The organism is Pseudomonas matsuisoli, from assembly GCF_014647635.1.
GTDB classification, from domain to species: Bacteria; Pseudomonadota; Gammaproteobacteria; order Pseudomonadales; family Pseudomonadaceae; genus Pseudomonas_P; species Pseudomonas_P matsuisoli.
Window position 1 is genome coordinate 188,912 of the sequence record NZ_BMPO01000002.1, and the last position, 18,762, is coordinate 207,673.

Consider the following 18,762-nt stretch of genomic DNA (forward strand, 5'->3'; position numbering starts at 1 on the left):
TGCGCTGGCAATCAATCGGTGTCGCCTATTCCATCGCTTCGCAGCTAAGACGGATCGCCGCCCGGCCGCTCCTACAGGACCGCGGCGCCCATCGTGCATCGTGGGCAATCATATTGCCTGAGAGCTGATCGCCAGCAAGCTGGCTCCTACGAAAAGTCACGATACTGTAGGAGCCAGCCGGGCTGCGATCAGCTTGCTGGCGATCAGGCCGTATAGCCGACTCCTGACTTCCAGGTGTCACTCAATCCGCAGCCCCTCGCCGCAACAGATAACTGTCCATGATCCAACCATGCTTTTCCCGTAGTTCCCGGCGCGCGTCGCGGATGGATTCCGCAACCTCGTCCAGCGCGCCCGCGATCAATACCTCATCGGCGCTTCCCACGTAGGCGCCCCAGTAAATCGTCAGCCCCTGGCCGACGAAACCGGTATAGGTATCGCGCGCGTCGAGCATCACCAATACGCTGTCCAGTGCTTCTGGGAAGCCCTGTTCGGCCAGGCGTCGGGCAGGCATGACCTGGAACGCATTACCAATGCTGTTGAAACAAACCTTATGCCGTGCAGCGAGCGCTTGCAGGCTGCTGATACCGGGGATCACTTCGTAGTCGATGGCCAGCCGACCGGCGGCGGCAATGTCCGCGACGATGCGGATCGTGCTGTCGTAAAGCGCTGGGTCGCCCCACACCAGGAACGCGCCGCATTCGCCGTCGGCGAGCTGCTCATCGATCATCCATTCGAAGACTTCGCGCTTGTCCTGGTTGAGGTCGTCTACGCTGCTGCGATAGTTCGGTACGTTGCGGATACGTTCGGGGCAGTCACCTTCGATGAAGCGATAGTCGGTGCCATCGATGACCTCTTCGCACAGGCGCCTCCGGTGATCGATGAGCGTACCCTTGGAAGGGCCCTTATCCATGAGAAAGAACGCATCGGCGCGGTTCATCGCCTTGATGGCCTGCCGGGTCAGGTGGTCCGGGTCGCCGGCACCGATACCGATGATCAGGATCTGTTTCACATGGACCTCCGCGTGCCCGTTTTGCATCCGGCGCAAGGCTACGCAGGGGGATGGGTGGGGTCAATGGCAAGGCGCGTAGGCTCGTGGAGACCGGACGCATTCGGATCAAGCGGCCTCCAGCCGTTACTCGAAACAGCGCGATGACTGCGCCGAATGCGCGGAATGGTTGACGCCGGGTAAGGGGCGTGATGTCCTCCCGCGCCTTGACCCAGGCCAGGCCCATGACGCTCATGCCCGTCCACGATACCTCTCTTGCAACCCCCTCGGTCGTTATCGGGATTGGGTGCCGCCGTAATTGCCCGCTGGCCGAACTGATCGAGCTGGTAGCCGCCGCTCTGCAAGAGGTCGACCTATCACTTGCATGCGTCCGCGCGGTAGCTACACATCATCAGAAGTGTGATGAGCCCGCGCTGAACGAATTGGCGGCCTGGTTGCAATGCGAGTTAGTGCTGCTTGAACCCGCTGCGCTTGAGGCGACGAGCGCTCGTGTGAGCGGTATCTCCCTGGCTGCGCAGCATGCGTTGGGCGTCGGAAGTGTCGCAGAAGCCAGTGCATTGGCCTGCGCGGACGGCCTGGGTCGAGGGCGGTCCACGTTGCGACTGACCAAACGTAAAAGTGCTAACGCCACCTTGGCGATCGCCACTGTTTCGGAGGATGCATGACTGTCTATTTCATCGGCGCCGGGCCAGGCGATCCTGAGCTCATCACCGTCAAAGGTCAGCGATTGATCCGCGAATGCCCGGTCATTGTTTATGCAGGATCACTGGTGCCGCCAGCCGTGCTCGAAGGGCATCGCGCAGACCAGGTGGTTAACTCCGCAGAGCTAGACCTTGATCGCATCATCGAGGTGCTCGCCGATGCGCACGCCAACGGGCAGCACGTCGCGCGCGTCCATTCGGGTGACCCGTCGCTATACGGTGCGATCGGCGAGCAGATCCGCGCTCTGCGTGAACGGGGCATTCCGTTCGAAATCATCCCCGGGGTCACCGCGACCGCCGCGTGTGCTGCATTACTGGAGCGGGAGCTCACGCTGCCCGGTATTTCGCAAACGGTGATCCTCACGCGATATGGCACCACATCGCCCATGCCTGAAGGTGAAGCCCTGGCCGATCTGGCGCGGCACCGTGCCACGTTGGCGATTCATTTGGGAGTGAAGCACATCGCCGCGATCGTCGATGATCTATTGCCGCATTACGGCGCGGACTGCCCGGTCGCGGTCGTCTTCCGTGCCAGTTGGCCGGATCAGGAAGTCGTCAAAGGCACGTTGTCAGGCATCGCCGCAAAGGTCGCGGACAAGGGCATCCGTCGTACCGCGTTGATCCTGGTTGGGCGGGTACTGGAGGACGACACATTCGACCCCTCTCGGCTGTACGGCACCGAATCGCCCCACGACTTTCGCTGACGCCAATTCAAACGTGTGCCCTGGTTGCGCCCGCTGCTCTTCGTAGGAGCGGTGGGGCGGCCACCTGCCTTGGCCGCGAAGCGAACTGGTAGGCGACGCAGACTGGCTGATCCCAAACAACAACCGCTAACCCAACCGCCTCGCAGCCCAATCCGCTTGCGTCAATCGATACAGGCAATGCACTCGCAATGGGCTGTCATCCGGTACTGAAGGGTGACTGAACGTCATCGCGTCCTCACGCATGCCCAGCCGGTCCATGACTGCACGCGATCGCGCGTTACGTAGCGCGGTAAAGGCAACGATCTCGTGCAACTGTAACTGCTCGAAACCAACCGCCAGCGCCTCGCGTGCCGCTTCGGTCGCATAGCCCTGACCCCAGGCATCCCTTGATAGACGCCAGCCAATCTCGATGCAGGGCGAAAATGGCAAGTCTACCGTCGGCGCGTGCAGGCCGACGAAGCCGATGAAGCGTCCATCCTTACAGGTTTCCACCGCCCAAAAACCCCAGCCATTTTCCGCAATGAGCGCGGCGCACCGATCCGCCATGGCATCGCTCTGGGCGCGCGTCAGACGGCGCGGGAAATAACGCATGACCTCTGGGTCCGCGTTCAGCCGGGCGAGTAGAGGGTAGTCGGCTGGTTTCCATTGGCGGAGCCGAAGGCGGGCGGTCGTACGTTCGATAGGGCTTGGCACAAGATCACGCTGGCAAAACGAAAGACGCCGTTATCGGCCTCGTGATGCTTTATTGCAAGTACACCAGGCGGCAATCCGGGAAAAAGTGAATCGACCTTCATGCCGACGGTGCGTCCGATCCTTCATCGCAAATCTCGGATCTAAGTGTTCGAGGCGTTCTTCCCTCGAGCCCCTGCGTCTTCTTCACAAAGACGTTTGAGGATCGCCAATGCCCTGGGAAATGCCTCCGACATGAAGTTTTCGTATTCGCCCAGCGTGTCGAGGCTGACCTGCAGCGCCGTCCCTTTGCCCTGATCCATGAAGCGGTAGTCTTCATAAAACGGTGTATGGAGGAGATCGTTTTTTTCCACACCGTTTTCGAGGGTACCGCGATGCTCGATCGAGATGAGCTCATAAGGTTGGTTGCCCTTGATGACCGCGACCATGCCGTCACCGTTGGGCGAAAGGAAGCGAATCGTCTCGCCCTGTTCCCATGAGCCTTCGTAGTAAGAGCCTTCGCAGAAGGCGGAGGTCCAGCGCCGGTAGGTGTCCGGCGCCAGCATGATGTCCCATACGCGCTTGCGTGGTGCATCGATCGACACATCGAATGTGAGCGTTGTTTTCATGCGACCTCCGATTGAGTGGCGTGCGACAGCATGGGTCTTGGTGCCAGTCTGGTTCTACTTCGGACGAAGTTCCAGCAAACGCCCGCCCGCGCCATCCTCCAGAATCCATATCGCACCGTCGGGACCTTGTTCGACCTCCCGGATACGGGTGCCCATTGCATAGCGCTCCGTCTCACCCGCTTCTTCGCCGTTGAAACGGATGCGGACGAGAGCCTCGGACGACAGGCCGCCGATGAACGCGTTGCCTTTCCACTCCGAAAACAGATCGCCGTCATAGATCATCAGGCCGGCGGGGGAGATGACTGGCGTCCAGGTTATCTTCGGCGCGATGAATTCAGGTCGCGTGGAATGATCGGGAATGGGGCGGCCACCATAGTGATCGCCGTTCGAGACTTCCGGGTAACCGTAATTGCCGCCGCGTTGAATGAGGTTCAGCTCGTCGCCGCCTTGCGGGCCCATTTCCTGTTCCCATAACCGACCTTGCGCATCGAAGGCGATACCCAGTGGGTTGCGATGGCCAAGCGACCAGATTTGCGCGGTGACGCCGCCTTGATCGGCAAACGGGTTGTCGGGCGGAACGCTGCCGTCGTCGTTTAGCCGAAGTATTTTCCCCATATTGCTCTTCATGTCTTGGGCAGGGGTGAACTTCTGTCGCTCGCCTGAGGCGACCCACAGCTTGCCATCTGGGCCGAATGCCATGCGGTGACCGTAGTGACCACCGCCAGTGACCTTTGGCGTTTGCCGCCAGATCACTTCGGCATCGCTCAGCGACCCATCGCCGTTGCTGTCGAGCTCGAGCTTGGCGCGCAGGATGGCGGCGCCACGGTTACCGCCTTCACCCGCTTCGGCGTAACTCAGGTAGACGTAGTGATTCTCGGCAAATTGCGGGTGAATGATGACATCGCCTAACCCGCCCTGGCCGCCGTATGCGACCTCGGGTACGCCTTCGATATCGTGGGCTTTGCCGGTCTTCACATCGATGTGTTTGAGCATCCCTTCTTTTTCGGTGATAAGCGCTGTGCCATCGGGCAGAAACGTCATGGCCCAGGGTTCTGCAAGCGTGGCGCGCGGCGTCGCGGTGAAGGGCCATTGCGCGGTAGGCACTGCAATCGGCGCGGACAGCGTGGAGAAGGACATCAGTCCAAGGGCGAAACCACTGGCGATATGGATCGAAAGACGCGTCATGACCATCCTTTCCGAAAAGGTGAGGCCTTTCACGTTACTGCGATCATTAAAGGAAAAAGAAACTGGATTTGTTACCTGAGGCGTCAGGCACTCTTTCCTGCCAGTTGCCCCTTGGCAGCGGAATCGCGGGTTTCACCCGCCCTACTTGAATCGCGCGAGACTCCATCCTCGTAGACCGGGTGAAACCCGGGTGCCGCGGTGGTGAGTCAAACCCCGTCCTGTGGTTTCAGCCTTCATAGAGCTCAAGTGGCAGCCCATCCGGGTCTGCGAAAAACGTGAACCGTCGCCCGGTGTACTCGTCGACGCGAATAGGCTCTACCGCGATGCCTTTCGCTTCCAGCGCCGTCTTGCACTCCGCTACGTCGCTGACCGTGAAAGCAAGATGCCGCAGCCCTTGTGCTTCAGGGCGCGATGGGCGCGGCGGTGCATCGGGAAACGAAAAAAGCTCGATCTGGCCACCTCCCGGCAGCGCAAGATCAAGCTTGTAGGACTGGCGTGCCTCACGGTAATGCTCAGCGATGACGGCGAGCCCCAAGGTTTCCACATAGAAGGCTCGGGACGTGGGGTAGTCCGAGCAAATGATGGCGGCATGATGAATCGTTTGCAGCATATCGGGCACCGTTCGGTTGTCAGCGATCTCGTTCCAACAGGCGCATGTGGGGTAGGGCGAGATGCCAGCGTATCGCCGCGAGCCGGATGCTCAGGACAATCAGCATCGCCACGCCTGTGACCAGCCCTGTCGGCAGATGGAAATAGCTTAAGGACAGGTAAGCGGCGGAACCTGCGATGCAGGCAGTCGCATAGATTTCACGCTGAAAGATCAGGGGAATCTCATTACAGATAATGTCACGCATTACACCGCCCGCGACGCCTGTCATCACACCCATGATGACGGCAGTGCTTGGGGGAGTGGGCTGTTGCAACGCCGCCTCAGTGCCGATGACGGTAAAGACAGCGAGCCCGAAAGCATCTGCTATCAGCAGAATGCGCTGCGGGATAGGGCGCGTGAAACGTACCCAAGCCACGGTGCCGATGGCGGCGAGCGAGGCGACGATGATGTAGGTGTCGTTACCGATCCAGCTCACCGGATGGCGCCCGAGGATGACGTCACGTAGTGTCCCGCCGCCCAATGCCGTGACGATCGCCACGACCATCACACCGAACAGGTCCATCGATTTGCGCCCGGCGACCAGCGCGCCGGATATCGCAAAAACCGCAACGCCGAAAAGATCGAACAAGTAGAACCAGGAAATCATGGCAACGCCGCGCATCGTTCAGACAAGCGCCAAGCATCGCAAAAAGCCGCGGATTTTACCTACCCTACAGTGCATCAAGCAGCTTGTAGGGCGGGTAGAACCCGCGGCTTCTTGGGGTTTGCACCCTAGTCAGTAACAAAACCATCACCCCGGACGCCCCTCAACGAAGGCAATCCGGGGCACTCGCCTACTGATTGCGCGTCACACGCCACACGGTATTGGCTAGGTCATCCGCAACGATAAGCGCACCGCGCGGGTCGACTGTCACCCCGACCGGACGCCCGCGTGTCTTCCCATCATCCCCGCGGAATCCTGTTACGAAGTCGATGGGTTCACCTGCGGGCTGTCCATTCTCGAACGGTACGAAGATGACCTTGTAGCCCACTGGATTCGAACGGTTCCAGCTGCCGTGTTCGCCCACGAACGCGCCGTTGCTGAATTTGTCGCCCATGGCAGGCAGCGAGAAGTCCACGCCGAGCGCGGCGACGTGTGAACCCAACGCGTAATCAGGCTTGATCGCAGCGGCAACCTTCTCCGGATCTTGCGGCTGAGCGCGTTCATCGACGTTCTGACCCCAGTAGCTGTAGGGCCAGCCGTAGAATTCGCCTTCCTTCACCGAAGTGAGGTAATCCGGTACGAGGTCTTCACCAAGCTCGTCCCGCTCGTTCACGACCGCCCAGAGCTCGTCCGAGTCGGGTTTGATCGTCAGCGCAGTCGGGTTACGCAGGCCGGTAGCATAGGGCTTGTGCGCGCCAGTTTCCGCATCGATTTGCCAGACCATCGCCCGGTCGATTTCCACGTCCATCCCACGCTCGGTCACGTTGCTGTTCGAACCGATACCGACGTAGAGATAGCGGCCGTCCGGGCTGATGGTGAGCGCCTTGGTCCAGTGGTGATTGATTTCGGAAGGCAATTCCGCGACCACGGTCGGCTCGCCCGTCGCTTCGGTCTGGCCGTCCTGATAGTCGAAGCTCACCAGGGCATCCTGATTGGCGACGTACAACTTGCCCTCGAAGAAGGCCAGGCCGTAAGGCGCGTTCAGGTTGTCAGCGAAGACGGTTTTCACTTCATAGGTACCGTCGCCGTCCGCATCTCTCAGCAGCGTCAGGCGGTTGCCGCCCTGTACGGACGTATTGCCCTTGGCTTTGATATAGCTTGCGATAACGTCCTTCGGCTTGAGCTTCGGTGCATTACCGCCGCGGCCCTCCGCAACGAGAATATCGCCATTGGGCAATACCAGCGTTTGGCGCGGAATCTTCAGGTCCGTTGCGATCGCAGTAACGGAGTAGCCCTCTGGCACGACCGGCTTCTGATCGCCCCAGGGCGTCGGTTCGGCGATGGTCATGCTGGGCAGCAGTCCGCGTTGGGGATCAGGTAGCTTCGGATCGGCACCGCGCGATTGCGTCGAAGGACCTTGACCGTCGCCACAGGCGGCGAGGAGCAGGGCGGAGGTCAGTAGGCTTAGGGTGGCGATACGTTTCATTTCACACCTCCCGTACGCAGGCTGGTCAGGCCGACCCAGGTCGAAACGCAGGCCAGTACTGTCACGATGACCGAATAGATCAGCCCTCCCGGCATCGTCGCCCAGGCATCCTTAGCGTGCTCGAACGCATTGACAAACCCAAGGATCCACGTCGCAGCCAGCAGCAGAAAATACGCCAGTGGCCGGCCTGCCTTGTGCTCCGCACGAATCAGGTTGGCAATTGCGAAAAGAATGGCGAGGCCACAGAACAGCAGTCCGCCCGCGATCAACCAGGATGAGAAGTTGTTCCACTGAATGTGGTAGGTCTTGAAGTACGTGATGTCACTTAGCAAGGCGCCAAGAAACAGAGGGACGGTACCTGCCAACAGCGTGGCATGGAGCGGCCCGGGCGTGCATCGGTGGGCATGAAGCGAGGTACTGGTCACGACGGATTCCTTATCGTTGTGCGTCCCCCCGCGGCAAGGGATACCCTGCCTCAGGAGTCGCGTCTGAAGGTGCATAAAAGGGGATCGTGACGGTGATGTATTAGTTCACTTCAACACGGCGCCGCTGGCGCGTACACGTCTTGTGACGGCCAGCGTCGCATGCGTTGGGGGCGTGCGTGACGGCTAGCCTTGACCTGCTCGTTCGCTGCCCTTGGTTGGCGCGAAGGGCCCCGTTCGTTGAGTCAGCAAACGCCACACGCCGGTATCCAGTGAATACCAGCCTGGTCCGCGCAAGACGATGTACAGCGATAGCACCAACATGAGCACGGGGTATTCGATACCTCGGTCGATCCAGGCCCAGGTCGGGCCGAGAATGTAGGTAATGGCGGCCATCTGGATCGCCATGAGCAAAGCAATAGCGCGGGTTCCTAGCCCAAGTGCCAGCATCAGTCCACCAACGGCTTCCAGCAGTGCGACCATGAGTGCGAAGGCGCCGGGAAACGGCAGGTGAAGCACTTGTTCGATGAGGCGGGTTGAGGACACCATCGGGTCGCCCATCGAACCATGCGCCTGCCCGAGCAATTTGGGTAAGCCATGTGTCACCATGATCGCGCCGTACGTAACACGAAGTAATGAATAAGCGGCTGTGTGCCCACGGAGTGGAACCGCAGCCGTCAGCGCTTCGAGTATGCGCGTTGCCGTCATGAGCGTTCTCCCGACAGTTGCGGTTTGGACTCGTCCCACAGTACGTTGAGGCGGGACGCCAGTAGCGCGGCCAGTGCGCCCAATACGGCTGCTCCGCCCAATTCAAAGAAGGTCAGAAATGTAGGTGGTAGGTGAGAGGCGAAATAACTCACCAAACCCAGAAAAAACGCCAACAGATTGTTGAAGACCGCAAGCCTTCGCATGGAAAGCACCAGTACAGCGACGACGAACACCACCGGCATTACCGTCAATGGCCCCAGTGTCGGTGAAAGCACTTCAGTGGCCACGCCCGCCGCCATGCCGAGCACGAGCCCCGTCAAGGTGCAGGCCAGATTGATTGCGCCCTGCCGCAGGCTCGGCGCGCGCGTGAAGAATGAAATCCAACCGATGAACATGGCCCAGATCGGCCATCCGGCAATCAGGGCGCTGAAGGTCGCTGCAAGGGCTGCAACGGCGGATTCACCCAGTGTCAGCTTGAGGTGGTTCGGAATAGTCATGCTTCGCCTCCAAAGAATGGTTGTGACCGGAAGGACTCATTCTGGGAGGCGAGGGCACTTGGATAATCGCCCGGAGATTGGTAAGACTATTCACCTAATTTGAACAAAGGCGCGCCCATGGATCGGCTGGACACTCTGCATCTCTTCGTTCGTATCGTCGAACTCTGCAGTTTTACCCGCGCCGCAGACGAACGAAATTTGCCCCGGGCGACGGCGACATTGGCAATCAAGACATTGGAAGCACGTCTTGGCGCAAGACTGCTGGAGCGCACCACGCGGCAGGTCCGGCCCACCCTCGACGGCCAAGCCTATTACGAGCGCTGCAAGCAAATTCTCATCGAGCTCGACGATGCCGACGCGTCCCTGACTGCGCTTGCAGGAAATCCCCGCGGCATCTTACGTCTCGATCTGCACGGTTCTCACGCAACCCGAATCGTCCTGCCAAGTATTCAGGATTTCCGCGCACGCTATCCGGAGATCGAGCTGGCCATCAGCAGTGGAGACCGGCTGGTCGATCTCGTACGTGAAGGCATCGATTGTGTGATTCGTGCCGGTACCCCGCGTGATTCCTCGTTGATTGCCAAACGCCTGGCGTTGATGCCCGAGGTCATTTGTGCAAGCCCCGCCTACCTGGCGCAATACGGTACGCCGCTTCATCCAGACCAGTTGAATCAGCATCAGGCGGTCGGATTCTTCAGCAGCAACCATGACATTCGCTACCCCTTTACGTGCACCGTCGACGGCGAGGTAAAGGAGTACGAGCCTCAGGGCTGGATCACCGTGAACGATGCGGAGTGCTACGCCACCTGCGCGCTCAATGGCTGCGGGCTGATCCAGGTACCGCGTTTTCGCGTGGAGCCGCAACTGGCAGCAGGGGAATTGATCGAAGTCCTCGGGGATTGGGCGGGGCCTGGCTTGCCGGTCTCGGTTTTGTATCCCTACCACCGCCAGCGCTCGCCCAGGGTAAAGGCCTTCGTTGACTGGGTGACCGACCTGTATGGCGAACGGTTTGGGCTCTATAACAGCATGTAGGGTGGATTAGCCGCCGGACGGCGTAATCCACCGTGTACCTCGATATCCAAACGAAGGTAAAAGCCCGCTCACCCTGCGCCTACGGGCGCACTCCGTACCTCGTCGTCTCGATCAATGCGGCGCTTGGCGCCGGGCGGTCTTGAGCAGGTCTTCCGGCGAAATGTGTCCGACCACCTGCGTAGCCGCGCCGCCCGGTTGCGGCAAGTCCAGGATGTGACCCTTCATTTTGCCGATGACATGCATTTCGCACGGCTTGCAGTCGAACTTGAGCGTCAAGGTCTCGCCTCCGTGCACGAGTTGCATCGGTGCGACCTTGGTGCGTACACCCGTAACGCCTTTGGCTTGTTTCGGGCACAGATTGAAGGAGAAACGCAGACAGTGCTTGGTGATCATCACGGGCACTTCGCCGGATTCTTCGTGGGCTTCGTAGGCAGCATCGATCAGCTGCACGCCGTGGCGATGGTAGAAGTCCCGCGCCTTCTGGTTGTAGACGTTGTAGAGAAAGGACAGATGCGACTCCGGGTAAACCGGCGGCGGGTTCGTCTCCACTTTGCGCGCTCCACGCGGGTGCGCCGCGATTCGTGCCTCGGTAAGCGCATCGATCACTTCGCGACGGAGGGTTTTCAGCTGCGAATTGGGCACGAAGAACGCTTGCGGCGCATCGAGCACCAAATCCTGAGCGTGGTAGATCGTGGTCCCCAGTTGGGTTAGCAAGTCCCGCAAACCTTCCAGCGCCTGTTCCGGCTTATTCGCAGCACCGAACGGGCCATCAAGGCTCGCGCGGGCACTGACGCCTTCTTCGCTCGTCGCCATCAACGTCAGACGTTCTTCCCGCAGCACCGCGTTCCATCGGATGCCGATGCGGCGCTCAGCACTGGTGCGAAGCAGGGCCTGTTGCCAATTGTGGTCGAGGTTACGGCTCAAAGGATGGTTGGGGCGAAGACGGAACAGGCCCGCGGGCATTTCGTTTGGCTCGACGCGGTAGCGCCAACGCTTCTCCCCATCTTCTTCGAACTCAGCCTTGAGTTCAGCGATGTTGGCGCGGAAGCCAATGACTTCGCGCTTGACCAGTACATTGAGGCCGTCACCGTTGGAAAGCGGTTCGTGGGTGATGGCGATCAGATCGCGCTTACTCACTTTTTCCACATGACCGACCGAAAGGCCGGTGAACGTTGGCGAATCGAACGCGCCGATATCGATTTTGCGCTCACTGACGAAGTAGTCCGTGCTGCCGCGATGGAAGGTTTTGTCGGGGTCGGGCACGAAGAAGTGCGCGGTTCGGCCACTGGACGCACGGGCGAGGTCCGGGCGGTCTTCGAGGATTTCGTCCAACCGCTGGCGGTAGTAAGCCGTGATGTTCTTGACGTAGCTCACATCCTTGTAGCGCCCTTCGATCTTGAACGAGCGCACGCCGGCCTCGACCAGAGCGCGCAGGTTCGCGCTCTGGTTGTTGTCCTTCATCGACAGCAGGTGCTTTTCGAACGCGACCACGCGCCCCTGTTCATCCTTGAGCGTGTAAGGCAGACGACAGGCCTGCGAGCAATCGCCCCGGTTGGCGCTGCGGCCCGTCTGCGCATGGGAAATATTGCATTGACCGGAGAAAGCAACGCACAGCGCGCCGTGGATAAAGAACTCGATGGCCGCATCGGTGTGGTCGGCAATCTCACGGATTTGCTGCAGATTCAGCTCGCGAGCCAGGACCAGCTGCGAGAATCCCGCCTGATCCAGAAATTTCGCACGGTCGAGCGTGCGAATGTCCGTCTGCGTGCTGGCATGCAGTTCGATGGGCGGAATGTCCAGTTCCATCACACCCAGGTCCTGCACGATCAACGCATCTACGCCTGCGTCGTAAAGCTGGTGGATCAGCGTGCGCGCTGGCTCCAGCTCGTCGTCATGCAGGATGGTGTTGATCGTGGTGAAGATGCGCGCGTGGTAGCGCCGGGCAAATTTCACCAGCTCTGCGATCTCACTGACCTCATTACACGCGTTATGCCGCGCGCCAAAGCTCGGCCCGCCAATGTAGACGGCGTCTGCGCCATGCAAGATCGCCTCACGCGCGATGCTCACATCGCGGGCAGGGCTGAGCAATTCCAGGTGGTTCTTGGGCAAGGACATGGTTCTAGTTATCAGGCAGCGGTTCGAAGGTGCGTAGTCTAGCGGGTCAGGCGGGAAGGGGCATCGTCGGGTGGCGAATGGTTGTTGCGGGCGGTGCGCTTTTGAGCGCGGAGAACACGATCGTTTCCGGGGTTGGTCCAGGGCTGCCGCTCACAACGAGCCCTCATTGCAGATAAAAAGGGCATGTCTTAAATGTGTCTAGCGGATGCGCGGTCGTGCACTACCAAAGAGATCAAGGCGTGCGCAATTCATCCATACCGAAATACGCGCCGTATATCTTCTGAGGGCAGCGAGCATTCGGCTGGGGGGCTTTAACTCGAGTTGTCCTCGACATAGCGCCTGAAGGTATCGAGGATCGCTTGCCAGCCGAGACGCTGCTGCTCTATCGAGTTGACCGTCTCCGCATCAAATGCAACCACCACCCGGACGCCCGCTGGACCCTCGGTAAAATCGATTCGCGCGGTTCGGTCGCCGAACGTGTATTCCAGCAACCTGTTCGTCACGACGTTTGTATAGATGCCCGTGAAGTCGAAGCCAGTGCTGCCATCCTTCGCTTCCATACGGGACGAAAACTCACCACCTTCCCGAAGATCTACCCGTGCGCGTGTGGTATGCCAATCATCCGATGCCGCGTTCCACCGCACGATATCGTCCGGAGTCGTGTAGGCCTCCCACACGCTTGCGATAGGTGCGTTTACTGTCGTCTCCACGGTGATTTTCATAAGCGCTCCGAATGGCAACTTACGTCAATGAACAGTGCAGCTAGTTCACCTACCTTGGTGGTCGTAACGAACGATTTTGATCCCTATGGGAACCGCTAACAAACTGTCCTAAACGGTTCGAACGGACTGGCGTGTAGGGGCGACCGGGCGGCGTCCGCTTTAGTCTCCTTCGCGGCTGAAGGGATCGTCGTCGGGTCACCCTTACCCTCGACAGATGGTTTACAGCAACTTCAGGGCAGAGCGTTTAACCAAGATGCAAATGGTCTCAGATTCTATGAGGCAAGCCTACGACAGCCATGCAACGGCACTAATAACGCCAATGATCGGGAACGACGCGATAACCAAAAACAAGCCAAGGCATCCTGATTTGGATGAGCCATAACCCGTTCCGGGTTCTACCCGACGACTAGGTTGCCCTCGCAACCACGCCTCATGGCAAGACCGGCAGTAGAGCCTGTTAAGGCCTCGATTCCATGCGAGGATCGTTCGCGCATCATGGCTGGAAACAGAGCGGCACTTGGAGCATGAAAACAACGGATTTGCCGGCTTCTTCTTCCTACTCGATACCGCCCAAAACAGCAGCAAAACAATCGCGCCCAATACCAATGCGACGTTTAAGTCATGGGTTTTTGTGTAGAGACCTACTAAAAGCATCAGTAGCATGACCAAAAAAAAGTAGGCCGCGTAATCTATTAAGTCTTTCTTTACCGGCTCGGTGACTATCCTTGCGGGCGCACTCGAAATGGCAAGCGGCACGCCCTCCAGCAGCACATGGGTCGCTTTCTGCCGGCCCTGAGCATCCGTACCTACTTCGAATACAACCACATCACCCACCGCAGGTTTGCGAGTAGCGTTCTTAATGCTCGAAATATGGAAGAACACCTGCTCGGCACAACCATCCGAGGCGATGAAGCCAAAGCCCTTGTCGTCTTTCCATAACACCACCTTTCCTTTCATTCCTAAATAGCTCCAACTAAGACTGCACGCTGAAATATGTAAATAAGCCAAACGGTGGAGCTGGAGCGGACTTACGCCGCAGGATTTTAGGCCTTGCCGACCTTTACGCCAACGATCCGCAACACCGGGCCTGTCAAAAGCGCGCCTACCAGAGAAGAGGGAGTACCGAACAGCAGTACAGACACGTAAACCATCGACGCTCCGCCACCCGTATAGGGCCTGACGCAATCCGTGTAATACGCAAAGCCCAACCACGGGAGTAGCAACAGACACGCACCCACAGCGCGCAATGGATTGGCGGTTGCCAGTGATGCCAGAGCAGGAAGGAGGGGAATGATTAAAAACATACCCACCGCAGTCAGGTACAGCGCCAGCGAATGTTCGTAACACGCGAAGCTGTTGAACGCCTGCCCAGCGAGAACAGCCACCACTGCAGAAATGCCAACCACGATAGCTGCCTTATGCGAGACGACCATGGAGTGTCAAAGCCCCATACGTGGAGGTGGTGTAGGTTTTACCGCACCGTTCGATGCCGTCCAGCGTCGGATGAGCAGCGCGACAAGGCACCCAAGTAGGCCACCTGCATACGTGAAGATGATGGGCAAGTGCGTGGGCTGGTAGGCGCGGCCAGCACCATAGTTCTCCGGCAGGAAAGCAGGCTCGAGTAGCATCCATGCGGCTATAGCGCCACACGTAAACGCGACGACCGTGGCGGTGCGCTTGTGGCTAGGTGAGGCAAGGTAAGCCACAACGACAACGGCAAAAGCCGCACTAAAGCCTGCAACAGGGAGGTTCCAGAGCCCGAGTGTGCTAGCCGAACCCACTCCAATCTCACCCGCGATTACGAGGCCGAGAAGAATAGCTGGGAGTGCCAATGTCCATTTCATGCTCGTCTCGCTATGCAGAGTAGGAGTGGGTTCATGTTTGGATTTAACAGCGAAAAATAAATCTGTCTCCTTTTCCATGCGTGAGCATGAACCTGTAATCACCCGCTTATCGTGCTTCTTAGCAATCCAACACAATATCGCTGGAAGGAACCGACGCGCAGAGCAGCGCCTGCCGTTCACGTGTTCGGCTCGACTCGATCAACGGGAGGACGTCCCCTTCGAGCAGCGCACATTGACACGTCATGCAGAGCCCCGCGCGACAGTGTGCGGGAAGAACCAATCCTTTGGCTTCGGCGAAGTCGAGCAGTGGGCCATTTTCTGGTAACCACTGCGCGGTGATTCCAGAGCGCTGGAAGGTCACCGAGTAAGGACCACTGTCAGGAATTGGCCGCATCTCGACCGCGCTGTCCGGCGCTACGAAGCTATCCATGTGCAGTCGGTCGGCCACCCCTTCCTGCTCTGCAATCGATAGGACACTGGATTGGAACGCCTCAGAGCCGCAAAGGTGAATGTCAGCCGACATCATGGCCGCTTCTCTTACCAGCGCCTGCGTATCCGGACGTGCAGGCACGGCATCTTCGATTTCGCCGGGGAGGGCAGTGATATGCAGGGTCGCCACACAATTCGGAAGGTTGCTGGCCAGCGATTTGACTTCATCCCATAACGCCAGCTCCTGCCAACGTCGAACACTGTGAACAATGCGGATTGGATTGTCGTACCGCACGTCCGCCAAGGCTTTTAGCTTGGTGAGGGTCGGCGTGATACCAATGCCCGCGCTTATGATGAACGTGGCGGGGCTTTGTGTATCGAGTGTTTCCGGGCCAAAGGGGCCGCTCACGGTGATGAGCTGACCTACAGCGACTTCATGGACTGCCCCGGAGCCAACACCGCTGTCGCGTTTGACGGTAATCCGCAGGCGGTCCCCGTTGCGACCGGAGATGGTATAGCGCCGCCAATCGCCGGCCGCTGTCAGTCCGTGCAACGCGATATGTTGGCCGGGCAGCATGGCATCCAGCGATCCAAGATCGGCAAGTGGATCTTGCAGCCACAGCGAACGAATACCTTCGGCTTCGTCAACCACGTCGACCACGCGCGCTGGACGCGGCCAACTGACTGCGGGTGGTGCCTTGGGAACATTGACCGCCGTGGCAAGCCGGGCAGGAAAGTAGCGCTCGGCGGTAGCGATCGGATCGTTTGGGCTGATCACGCCCTCGGATTCCACTTGGGCATATACGCCACAGTAGAAATGCCCCAAGTGACGGTTCAGCTGAGCAGGCATATTGATATCGCGTTCACCGCTTTGCGGGTCGACCGACGTCGCGCTGCAGCGTTTGATCGGGCGAACAATTGACAGGCAAACATCACCGATCTGCACGCCTTGTCCGAGCCAGCTGAACTCGATGAAAGGCTCCGCTTCGATGTAGATATTGCCTCGGAAACGTATAGGGTCCACTTCGATACCCAGCTTTGCAGACAAGGCCTCGACCGTGGACACATTGATGATGGAGAGCATCGAATCGTCGAAGTCCCAATGCCCCAGGCGATCTTTACGCCAGACAGCCTCCGCCTGATCACCGAAAAACTCGCGTAACAACTCAGGGGATTTCAATAAATCGACATCACCTCCGGTGCGCGGGTCGACCAATGCGAGTGAGTCGCCGGCGCCCTGAAACTGGAAGTGCACCAAGTCAGCGTTGGTCGTCAGCTGGTGGAACGGCGCGCCACTTTTTGGCGCCTTGCTCTTAGTGATACCAACCACCCGGTCGCCCGGCACGCCTTCTCCCTGGCGCAAAGCGACCTGGTCCAAAATCTCTCCAGGAAACCCTTTAATTGGGTATCGATACAGTGATGCTACGTGACCCATTCTTCAAATCTCCGGGAATACAAATGCATGACAGCCTTATGCAAACGTGCAGTCCGCTAAGGCTCTGTAACATTCCTCTAATTAGCAAAGGACACTCAGGTCCTACATTTTAAGGAATTTTGCCTTATTAGACGCCAGCAAATACCGTCCCTAAGCGTCGCACAATCGGACGATAGCGACATTAAGGACTGTTCGTACGAATCGTTTGGCAAGGGAAATACCAGCGCCGCCCTTGGCAGCGGCTGACGACTCCCAGAGTTCGCCGAAGCTGCCTACTGTTCCATATTCTGAAAGCGAGATTTTCTAGGAGTGAGAGGGACAGTCGGCAACATCGGGAAATTGAAGTAGTCGCCAGGTGATTGATCGAAAAGTAAATCTGTCACATTTTTTTGTAACGGTTAGCGTTTGGTTAAGGGGCCGGCTTTAGCTCGTCCCTGCGATGAGCGTAACTCTTTACTGAGTATGGTAGATGATCTTGCCACTCCGTCATGAATTTCGTCTTTAAATGTAACTACTCAGTGCTTATAGCTGGACCATGGCTTTGCTAGTGGTGAATTTTTCCGTAAGTGGGATCTATACGATTTAAGGCCGGTTGCAAAATATCTACGCTTCCAAATCGATTCATCAGTCAGTGGTTGGATGCGATATTTAATTGATTCACCAAAGAATACTGCCGAATACACATCATCTTCGTGTGTTCAAAGCACATGTATAAATATGAGCTGGAGTAATAAACTGTGTCGGGTGCGCACAGGTGGTAAATATTGGGATATCGGACAAGACAGTGGCTTTTACCTCGTGCATGTGGCATCTAACGATCGCGGTAAGCAGCGCTGGAGGGCGAAGCGCGGAAGGTGCCTACCAGCGGAGCTTGAAGGCGGCGGCCTTACCTAATTAATTAGGCTAGTGATAGATGCTAAAAGACGCGAATGCACATTTGCTCCCTCCCGTCTAGTTTTTGGCGATGCCGCGAAGTATTTCCAGTCGATTGCTGGGCGCATCAGGGGACAAAAAATCTAGGATTGTCCGTGCGGTGCGTTGTGGCCTCTTCAAGAAAGCGACAGGCCATTCAGTGACCCGTTTCTCTATGACATGCACGTAGTGGCCTAGCTCAGGCTCGTCGATGTACTCTTCTTGCAGAACAAGTGCTAATGGTTCCTCCGCTCCGGTTGTCTGTTGCGAAAACTTTAAAGCTTTCGCCGTAGCTGTCGAATACGTAGAAGTAATCGCTACCTTCTGCCTCATCTGGCGCTCCTCGTTCTGGGTGACACCAAACTCGATATTCCAGCACGGCATCCCACACAAACCCACCACCACTCTTCGCCGTGGCTGGGTAGGTTCCGACAAGATCTGGATCTATGACTGAAGGGTACGAATGCTGCATCTCAGGAAGTCCTAACGATTAAGCTAAAGGGCCGGCTTTAGCCGGTCCCAGTGAGCGAAGCGAACGATTTGAGCACATTGTTAGGCTCCAACCACACTATTTTGTTGTGCCTTGTTTGGTTGGCTTTTGAATAGAACAGCACAGACTATGAATAGTGGAATTTCAATGCCCGTGCCAGTAGCGCAAATCAATGAAAATCACCATCAACAGAGAAGCTGACTAAACGACCTGCAGCTAGGCTACCAAGGAACACTGTTTCTAGCAGAAGTGCGAAACGTATGTGCTCTTTATTGAGAGCGCCAGCGATTAGTAAGGCGCCTAGGCCACAGTACAACCCCATGTTTGCGCGGAAAATATGCATTTCATTGTCTTGAATTGATAGCCCTACAATGCCGCCAAACACTGCTTTTGAAGCGATGCCGTAGAGTAAACCTATGGCTATAACTGATATTCCTGACGCAAGTAGAAATTTCTGAGTTCCTTTCACGCCGCATGAGTCTTTGCTTTGGAGCCTAACGCTAAGGTAACCGGCGCCGGAGCG

20 protein-coding genes are annotated in these 18,762 nt (G+C 58.0%); 3 read left to right on the forward strand and 17 right to left on the reverse strand.

Annotation, left to right across the window (positions count from 1 at the left end):
- Nucleotides 1-241 precede the first annotated feature (241 nt).
- On the reverse strand, nt 242-1,009 hold the full coding sequence (gene cobF / locus IEY47_RS04380) for a precorrin-6A synthase (deacetylating) (RefSeq protein ID WP_188981941.1): 768 nt from the start codon (nt 1,007-1,009) through the stop codon (nt 242-244).
- A 221-nt stretch (nt 1,010-1,230) separates the two neighbouring features.
- Here cobF and IEY47_RS04385 point away from each other — a divergent pair, with 221 nt between their 5' ends.
- Entirely contained in the window at nt 1,231-1,671 is a 441-nt protein-coding gene (locus tag IEY47_RS04385) for a cobalamin biosynthesis protein (protein WP_188981942.1), read from the forward strand.
- Entirely contained in the window at nt 1,668-2,411 is a 744-nt protein-coding gene (cobM, locus tag IEY47_RS04390) for a precorrin-4 C(11)-methyltransferase (protein WP_188981943.1), read from the forward strand. Before IEY47_RS04385 ends, cobM begins: the two co-directional genes overlap by 4 nt.
- Nucleotides 2,412-2,537: 126 nt before the next feature.
- On the opposite strand, the gene IEY47_RS04395 is transcribed toward cobM, so the two are convergent.
- From IEY47_RS04395 to IEY47_RS04435, 9 genes are all read right to left on the reverse strand, one after another.
- Nucleotides 2,538-3,104 carry a GNAT family N-acetyltransferase gene (locus tag IEY47_RS04395; RefSeq protein ID WP_188981944.1) on the reverse strand — a complete coding sequence of 189 codons (567 nt, stop codon included), beginning with the start codon at nt 3,102-3,104 and terminating at the stop codon, nt 2,538-2,540.
- 140 nt (nt 3,105-3,244) lie between these two features.
- Entirely contained in the window at nt 3,245-3,709 is a 465-nt protein-coding gene (locus IEY47_RS04400) for an SRPBCC family protein (RefSeq protein WP_188981945.1), read from the reverse strand.
- Between the two features lie 54 nt (nt 3,710-3,763).
- Nucleotides 3,764-4,894, reverse strand: a complete 1,131-nt coding sequence (locus tag IEY47_RS04405; RefSeq protein ID WP_188981946.1) for a PQQ-dependent sugar dehydrogenase — start codon at nt 4,892-4,894, stop codon at nt 3,764-3,766.
- A 226-nt stretch (nt 4,895-5,120) separates the two neighbouring features.
- Nucleotides 5,121-5,504, reverse strand: a complete 384-nt coding sequence (gloA2, locus tag IEY47_RS04410) for an SMU1112c/YaeR family gloxylase I-like metalloprotein (RefSeq protein ID WP_188981947.1) — start codon at nt 5,502-5,504, stop codon at nt 5,121-5,123.
- Between the two features lie 19 nt (nt 5,505-5,523).
- Entirely contained in the window at nt 5,524-6,150 is a 627-nt protein-coding gene (locus tag IEY47_RS04415) for a trimeric intracellular cation channel family protein (protein ID WP_188981948.1), read from the reverse strand.
- A gap of 187 nt (nt 6,151-6,337) precedes the next feature.
- The gene (locus IEY47_RS04420; protein ID WP_188981949.1) at nt 6,338-7,633 is read right to left on the reverse strand and encodes a PQQ-dependent sugar dehydrogenase; all 1,296 of its coding nucleotides are present in this window, start codon (nt 7,631-7,633) and stop codon (nt 6,338-6,340) included.
- Nucleotides 7,630-8,058: a DUF2231 domain-containing protein gene (locus tag IEY47_RS04425; RefSeq protein ID WP_188981950.1), complete on the reverse strand. Its 429-nt coding sequence runs from the start codon at nt 8,056-8,058 to the stop codon at nt 7,630-7,632. The genes IEY47_RS04420 and IEY47_RS04425 overlap by 4 nt, the downstream gene beginning before the upstream one ends.
- A gap of 183 nt (nt 8,059-8,241) precedes the next feature.
- On the reverse strand, nt 8,242-8,763 hold the full coding sequence (locus tag IEY47_RS04430) for a DoxX family protein (protein ID WP_188981951.1): 522 nt from the start codon (nt 8,761-8,763) through the stop codon (nt 8,242-8,244).
- Nucleotides 8,760-9,260 (reverse strand): DUF1097 domain-containing protein, encoded by a 501-nt coding sequence (locus tag IEY47_RS04435; RefSeq protein WP_188981952.1) that lies wholly within the window; start codon nt 9,258-9,260, stop codon nt 8,760-8,762. The genes IEY47_RS04430 and IEY47_RS04435 overlap by 4 nt, the downstream gene beginning before the upstream one ends.
- Before the next feature lie 117 nt (nt 9,261-9,377).
- Between IEY47_RS04435 and IEY47_RS04440 the strand changes: the two genes are divergently transcribed.
- A complete protein-coding gene (locus IEY47_RS04440) occupies nt 9,378-10,292 on the forward strand; it encodes a LysR family transcriptional regulator (RefSeq protein ID WP_188981953.1) in 915 nt (304 codons plus the stop codon).
- A 111-nt stretch (nt 10,293-10,403) separates the two neighbouring features.
- Here the strand turns inward: IEY47_RS04440 and IEY47_RS04445 are convergent, their stop codons facing one another.
- From IEY47_RS04445 to IEY47_RS04475, 7 genes are all read right to left on the reverse strand, one after another.
- Entirely contained in the window at nt 10,404-12,407 is a 2,004-nt protein-coding gene (locus IEY47_RS04445) for a peptidase U32 family protein (protein WP_188981954.1), read from the reverse strand.
- Nucleotides 12,408-12,718: 311 nt separating this feature from the next.
- Entirely contained in the window at nt 12,719-13,129 is a 411-nt protein-coding gene (locus tag IEY47_RS04450; RefSeq protein WP_188981955.1) for an SRPBCC family protein, read from the reverse strand.
- Between the two features lie 285 nt (nt 13,130-13,414).
- A complete protein-coding gene (locus tag IEY47_RS04455) occupies nt 13,415-14,086 on the reverse strand; it encodes a cold shock domain-containing protein (protein ID WP_188981956.1) in 672 nt (223 codons plus the stop codon).
- Between the two features lie 86 nt (nt 14,087-14,172).
- Complete coding sequence (locus IEY47_RS04460) at nt 14,173-14,562, reverse strand: Na+:solute symporter (RefSeq protein ID WP_188981957.1); 390 nt, start codon at nt 14,560-14,562, stop codon at nt 14,173-14,175.
- Between the two features lie 6 nt (nt 14,563-14,568).
- Entirely contained in the window at nt 14,569-14,973 is a 405-nt protein-coding gene (locus tag IEY47_RS04465; protein ID WP_188981958.1) for a hypothetical protein, read from the reverse strand.
- A 118-nt stretch (nt 14,974-15,091) separates the two neighbouring features.
- Nucleotides 15,092-16,780, reverse strand: a complete 1,689-nt coding sequence (locus IEY47_RS04470; RefSeq protein ID WP_188981959.1) for an MOSC domain-containing protein — start codon at nt 16,778-16,780, stop codon at nt 15,092-15,094.
- A gap of 1,628 nt (nt 16,781-18,408) precedes the next feature.
- Nucleotides 18,409-18,708, reverse strand: coding sequence for a DUF4345 domain-containing protein (locus IEY47_RS04475; RefSeq protein WP_188981960.1), 300 nt, complete (start codon nt 18,706-18,708; stop codon nt 18,409-18,411).
- Nucleotides 18,709-18,762: the final 54 nt, after the last annotated feature.

Bases quoted from the DNA above. Each gene is read 5' to 3' on its own strand.
- IEY47_RS04385 (WP_188981942.1), top strand. From the start codon at position 1,231: ATGACGCTCATGCCCGTCCACGATACCTCTCTTGCAACCCCCTCGGTC.
- cobM (WP_188981943.1), top strand. From the start codon at position 1,668: ATGACTGTCTATTTCATCGGCGCCGGGCCAGGCGATCCTGAGCTCATC.
- IEY47_RS04400 (WP_188981945.1), bottom strand. From the start codon at position 3,709: ATGAAAACAACGCTCACATTCGATGTGTCGATCGATGCACCACGCAAG.
- IEY47_RS04405 (WP_188981946.1), bottom strand. From the start codon at position 4,894: ATGACGCGTCTTTCGATCCATATCGCCAGTGGTTTCGCCCTTGGACTG.
- gloA2 (WP_188981947.1), bottom strand. From the start codon at position 5,504: ATGCTGCAAACGATTCATCATGCCGCCATCATTTGCTCGGACTACCCC.
- IEY47_RS04415 (WP_188981948.1), bottom strand. From the start codon at position 6,150: ATGATTTCCTGGTTCTACTTGTTCGATCTTTTCGGCGTTGCGGTTTTT.
- IEY47_RS04420 (WP_188981949.1), bottom strand. From the start codon at position 7,633: ATGAAACGTATCGCCACCCTAAGCCTACTGACCTCCGCCCTGCTCCTC.
- IEY47_RS04430 (WP_188981951.1), bottom strand. From the start codon at position 8,763: ATGACGGCAACGCGCATACTCGAAGCGCTGACGGCTGCGGTTCCACTC.
- IEY47_RS04435 (WP_188981952.1), bottom strand. From the start codon at position 9,260: ATGACTATTCCGAACCACCTCAAGCTGACACTGGGTGAATCCGCCGTT.
- IEY47_RS04440 (WP_188981953.1), top strand. From the start codon at position 9,378: ATGGATCGGCTGGACACTCTGCATCTCTTCGTTCGTATCGTCGAACTC.
- IEY47_RS04445 (WP_188981954.1), bottom strand. From the start codon at position 12,407: ATGTCCTTGCCCAAGAACCACCTGGAATTGCTCAGCCCTGCCCGCGAT.
- IEY47_RS04450 (WP_188981955.1), bottom strand. From the start codon at position 13,129: ATGAAAATCACCGTGGAGACGACAGTAAACGCACCTATCGCAAGCGTG.
- IEY47_RS04455 (WP_188981956.1), bottom strand. From the start codon at position 14,086: ATGAAAGGAAAGGTGGTGTTATGGAAAGACGACAAGGGCTTTGGCTTC.
- IEY47_RS04460 (WP_188981957.1), bottom strand. From the start codon at position 14,562: ATGGTCGTCTCGCATAAGGCAGCTATCGTGGTTGGCATTTCTGCAGTG.
- IEY47_RS04465 (WP_188981958.1), bottom strand. From the start codon at position 14,973: ATGAAATGGACATTGGCACTCCCAGCTATTCTTCTCGGCCTCGTAATC.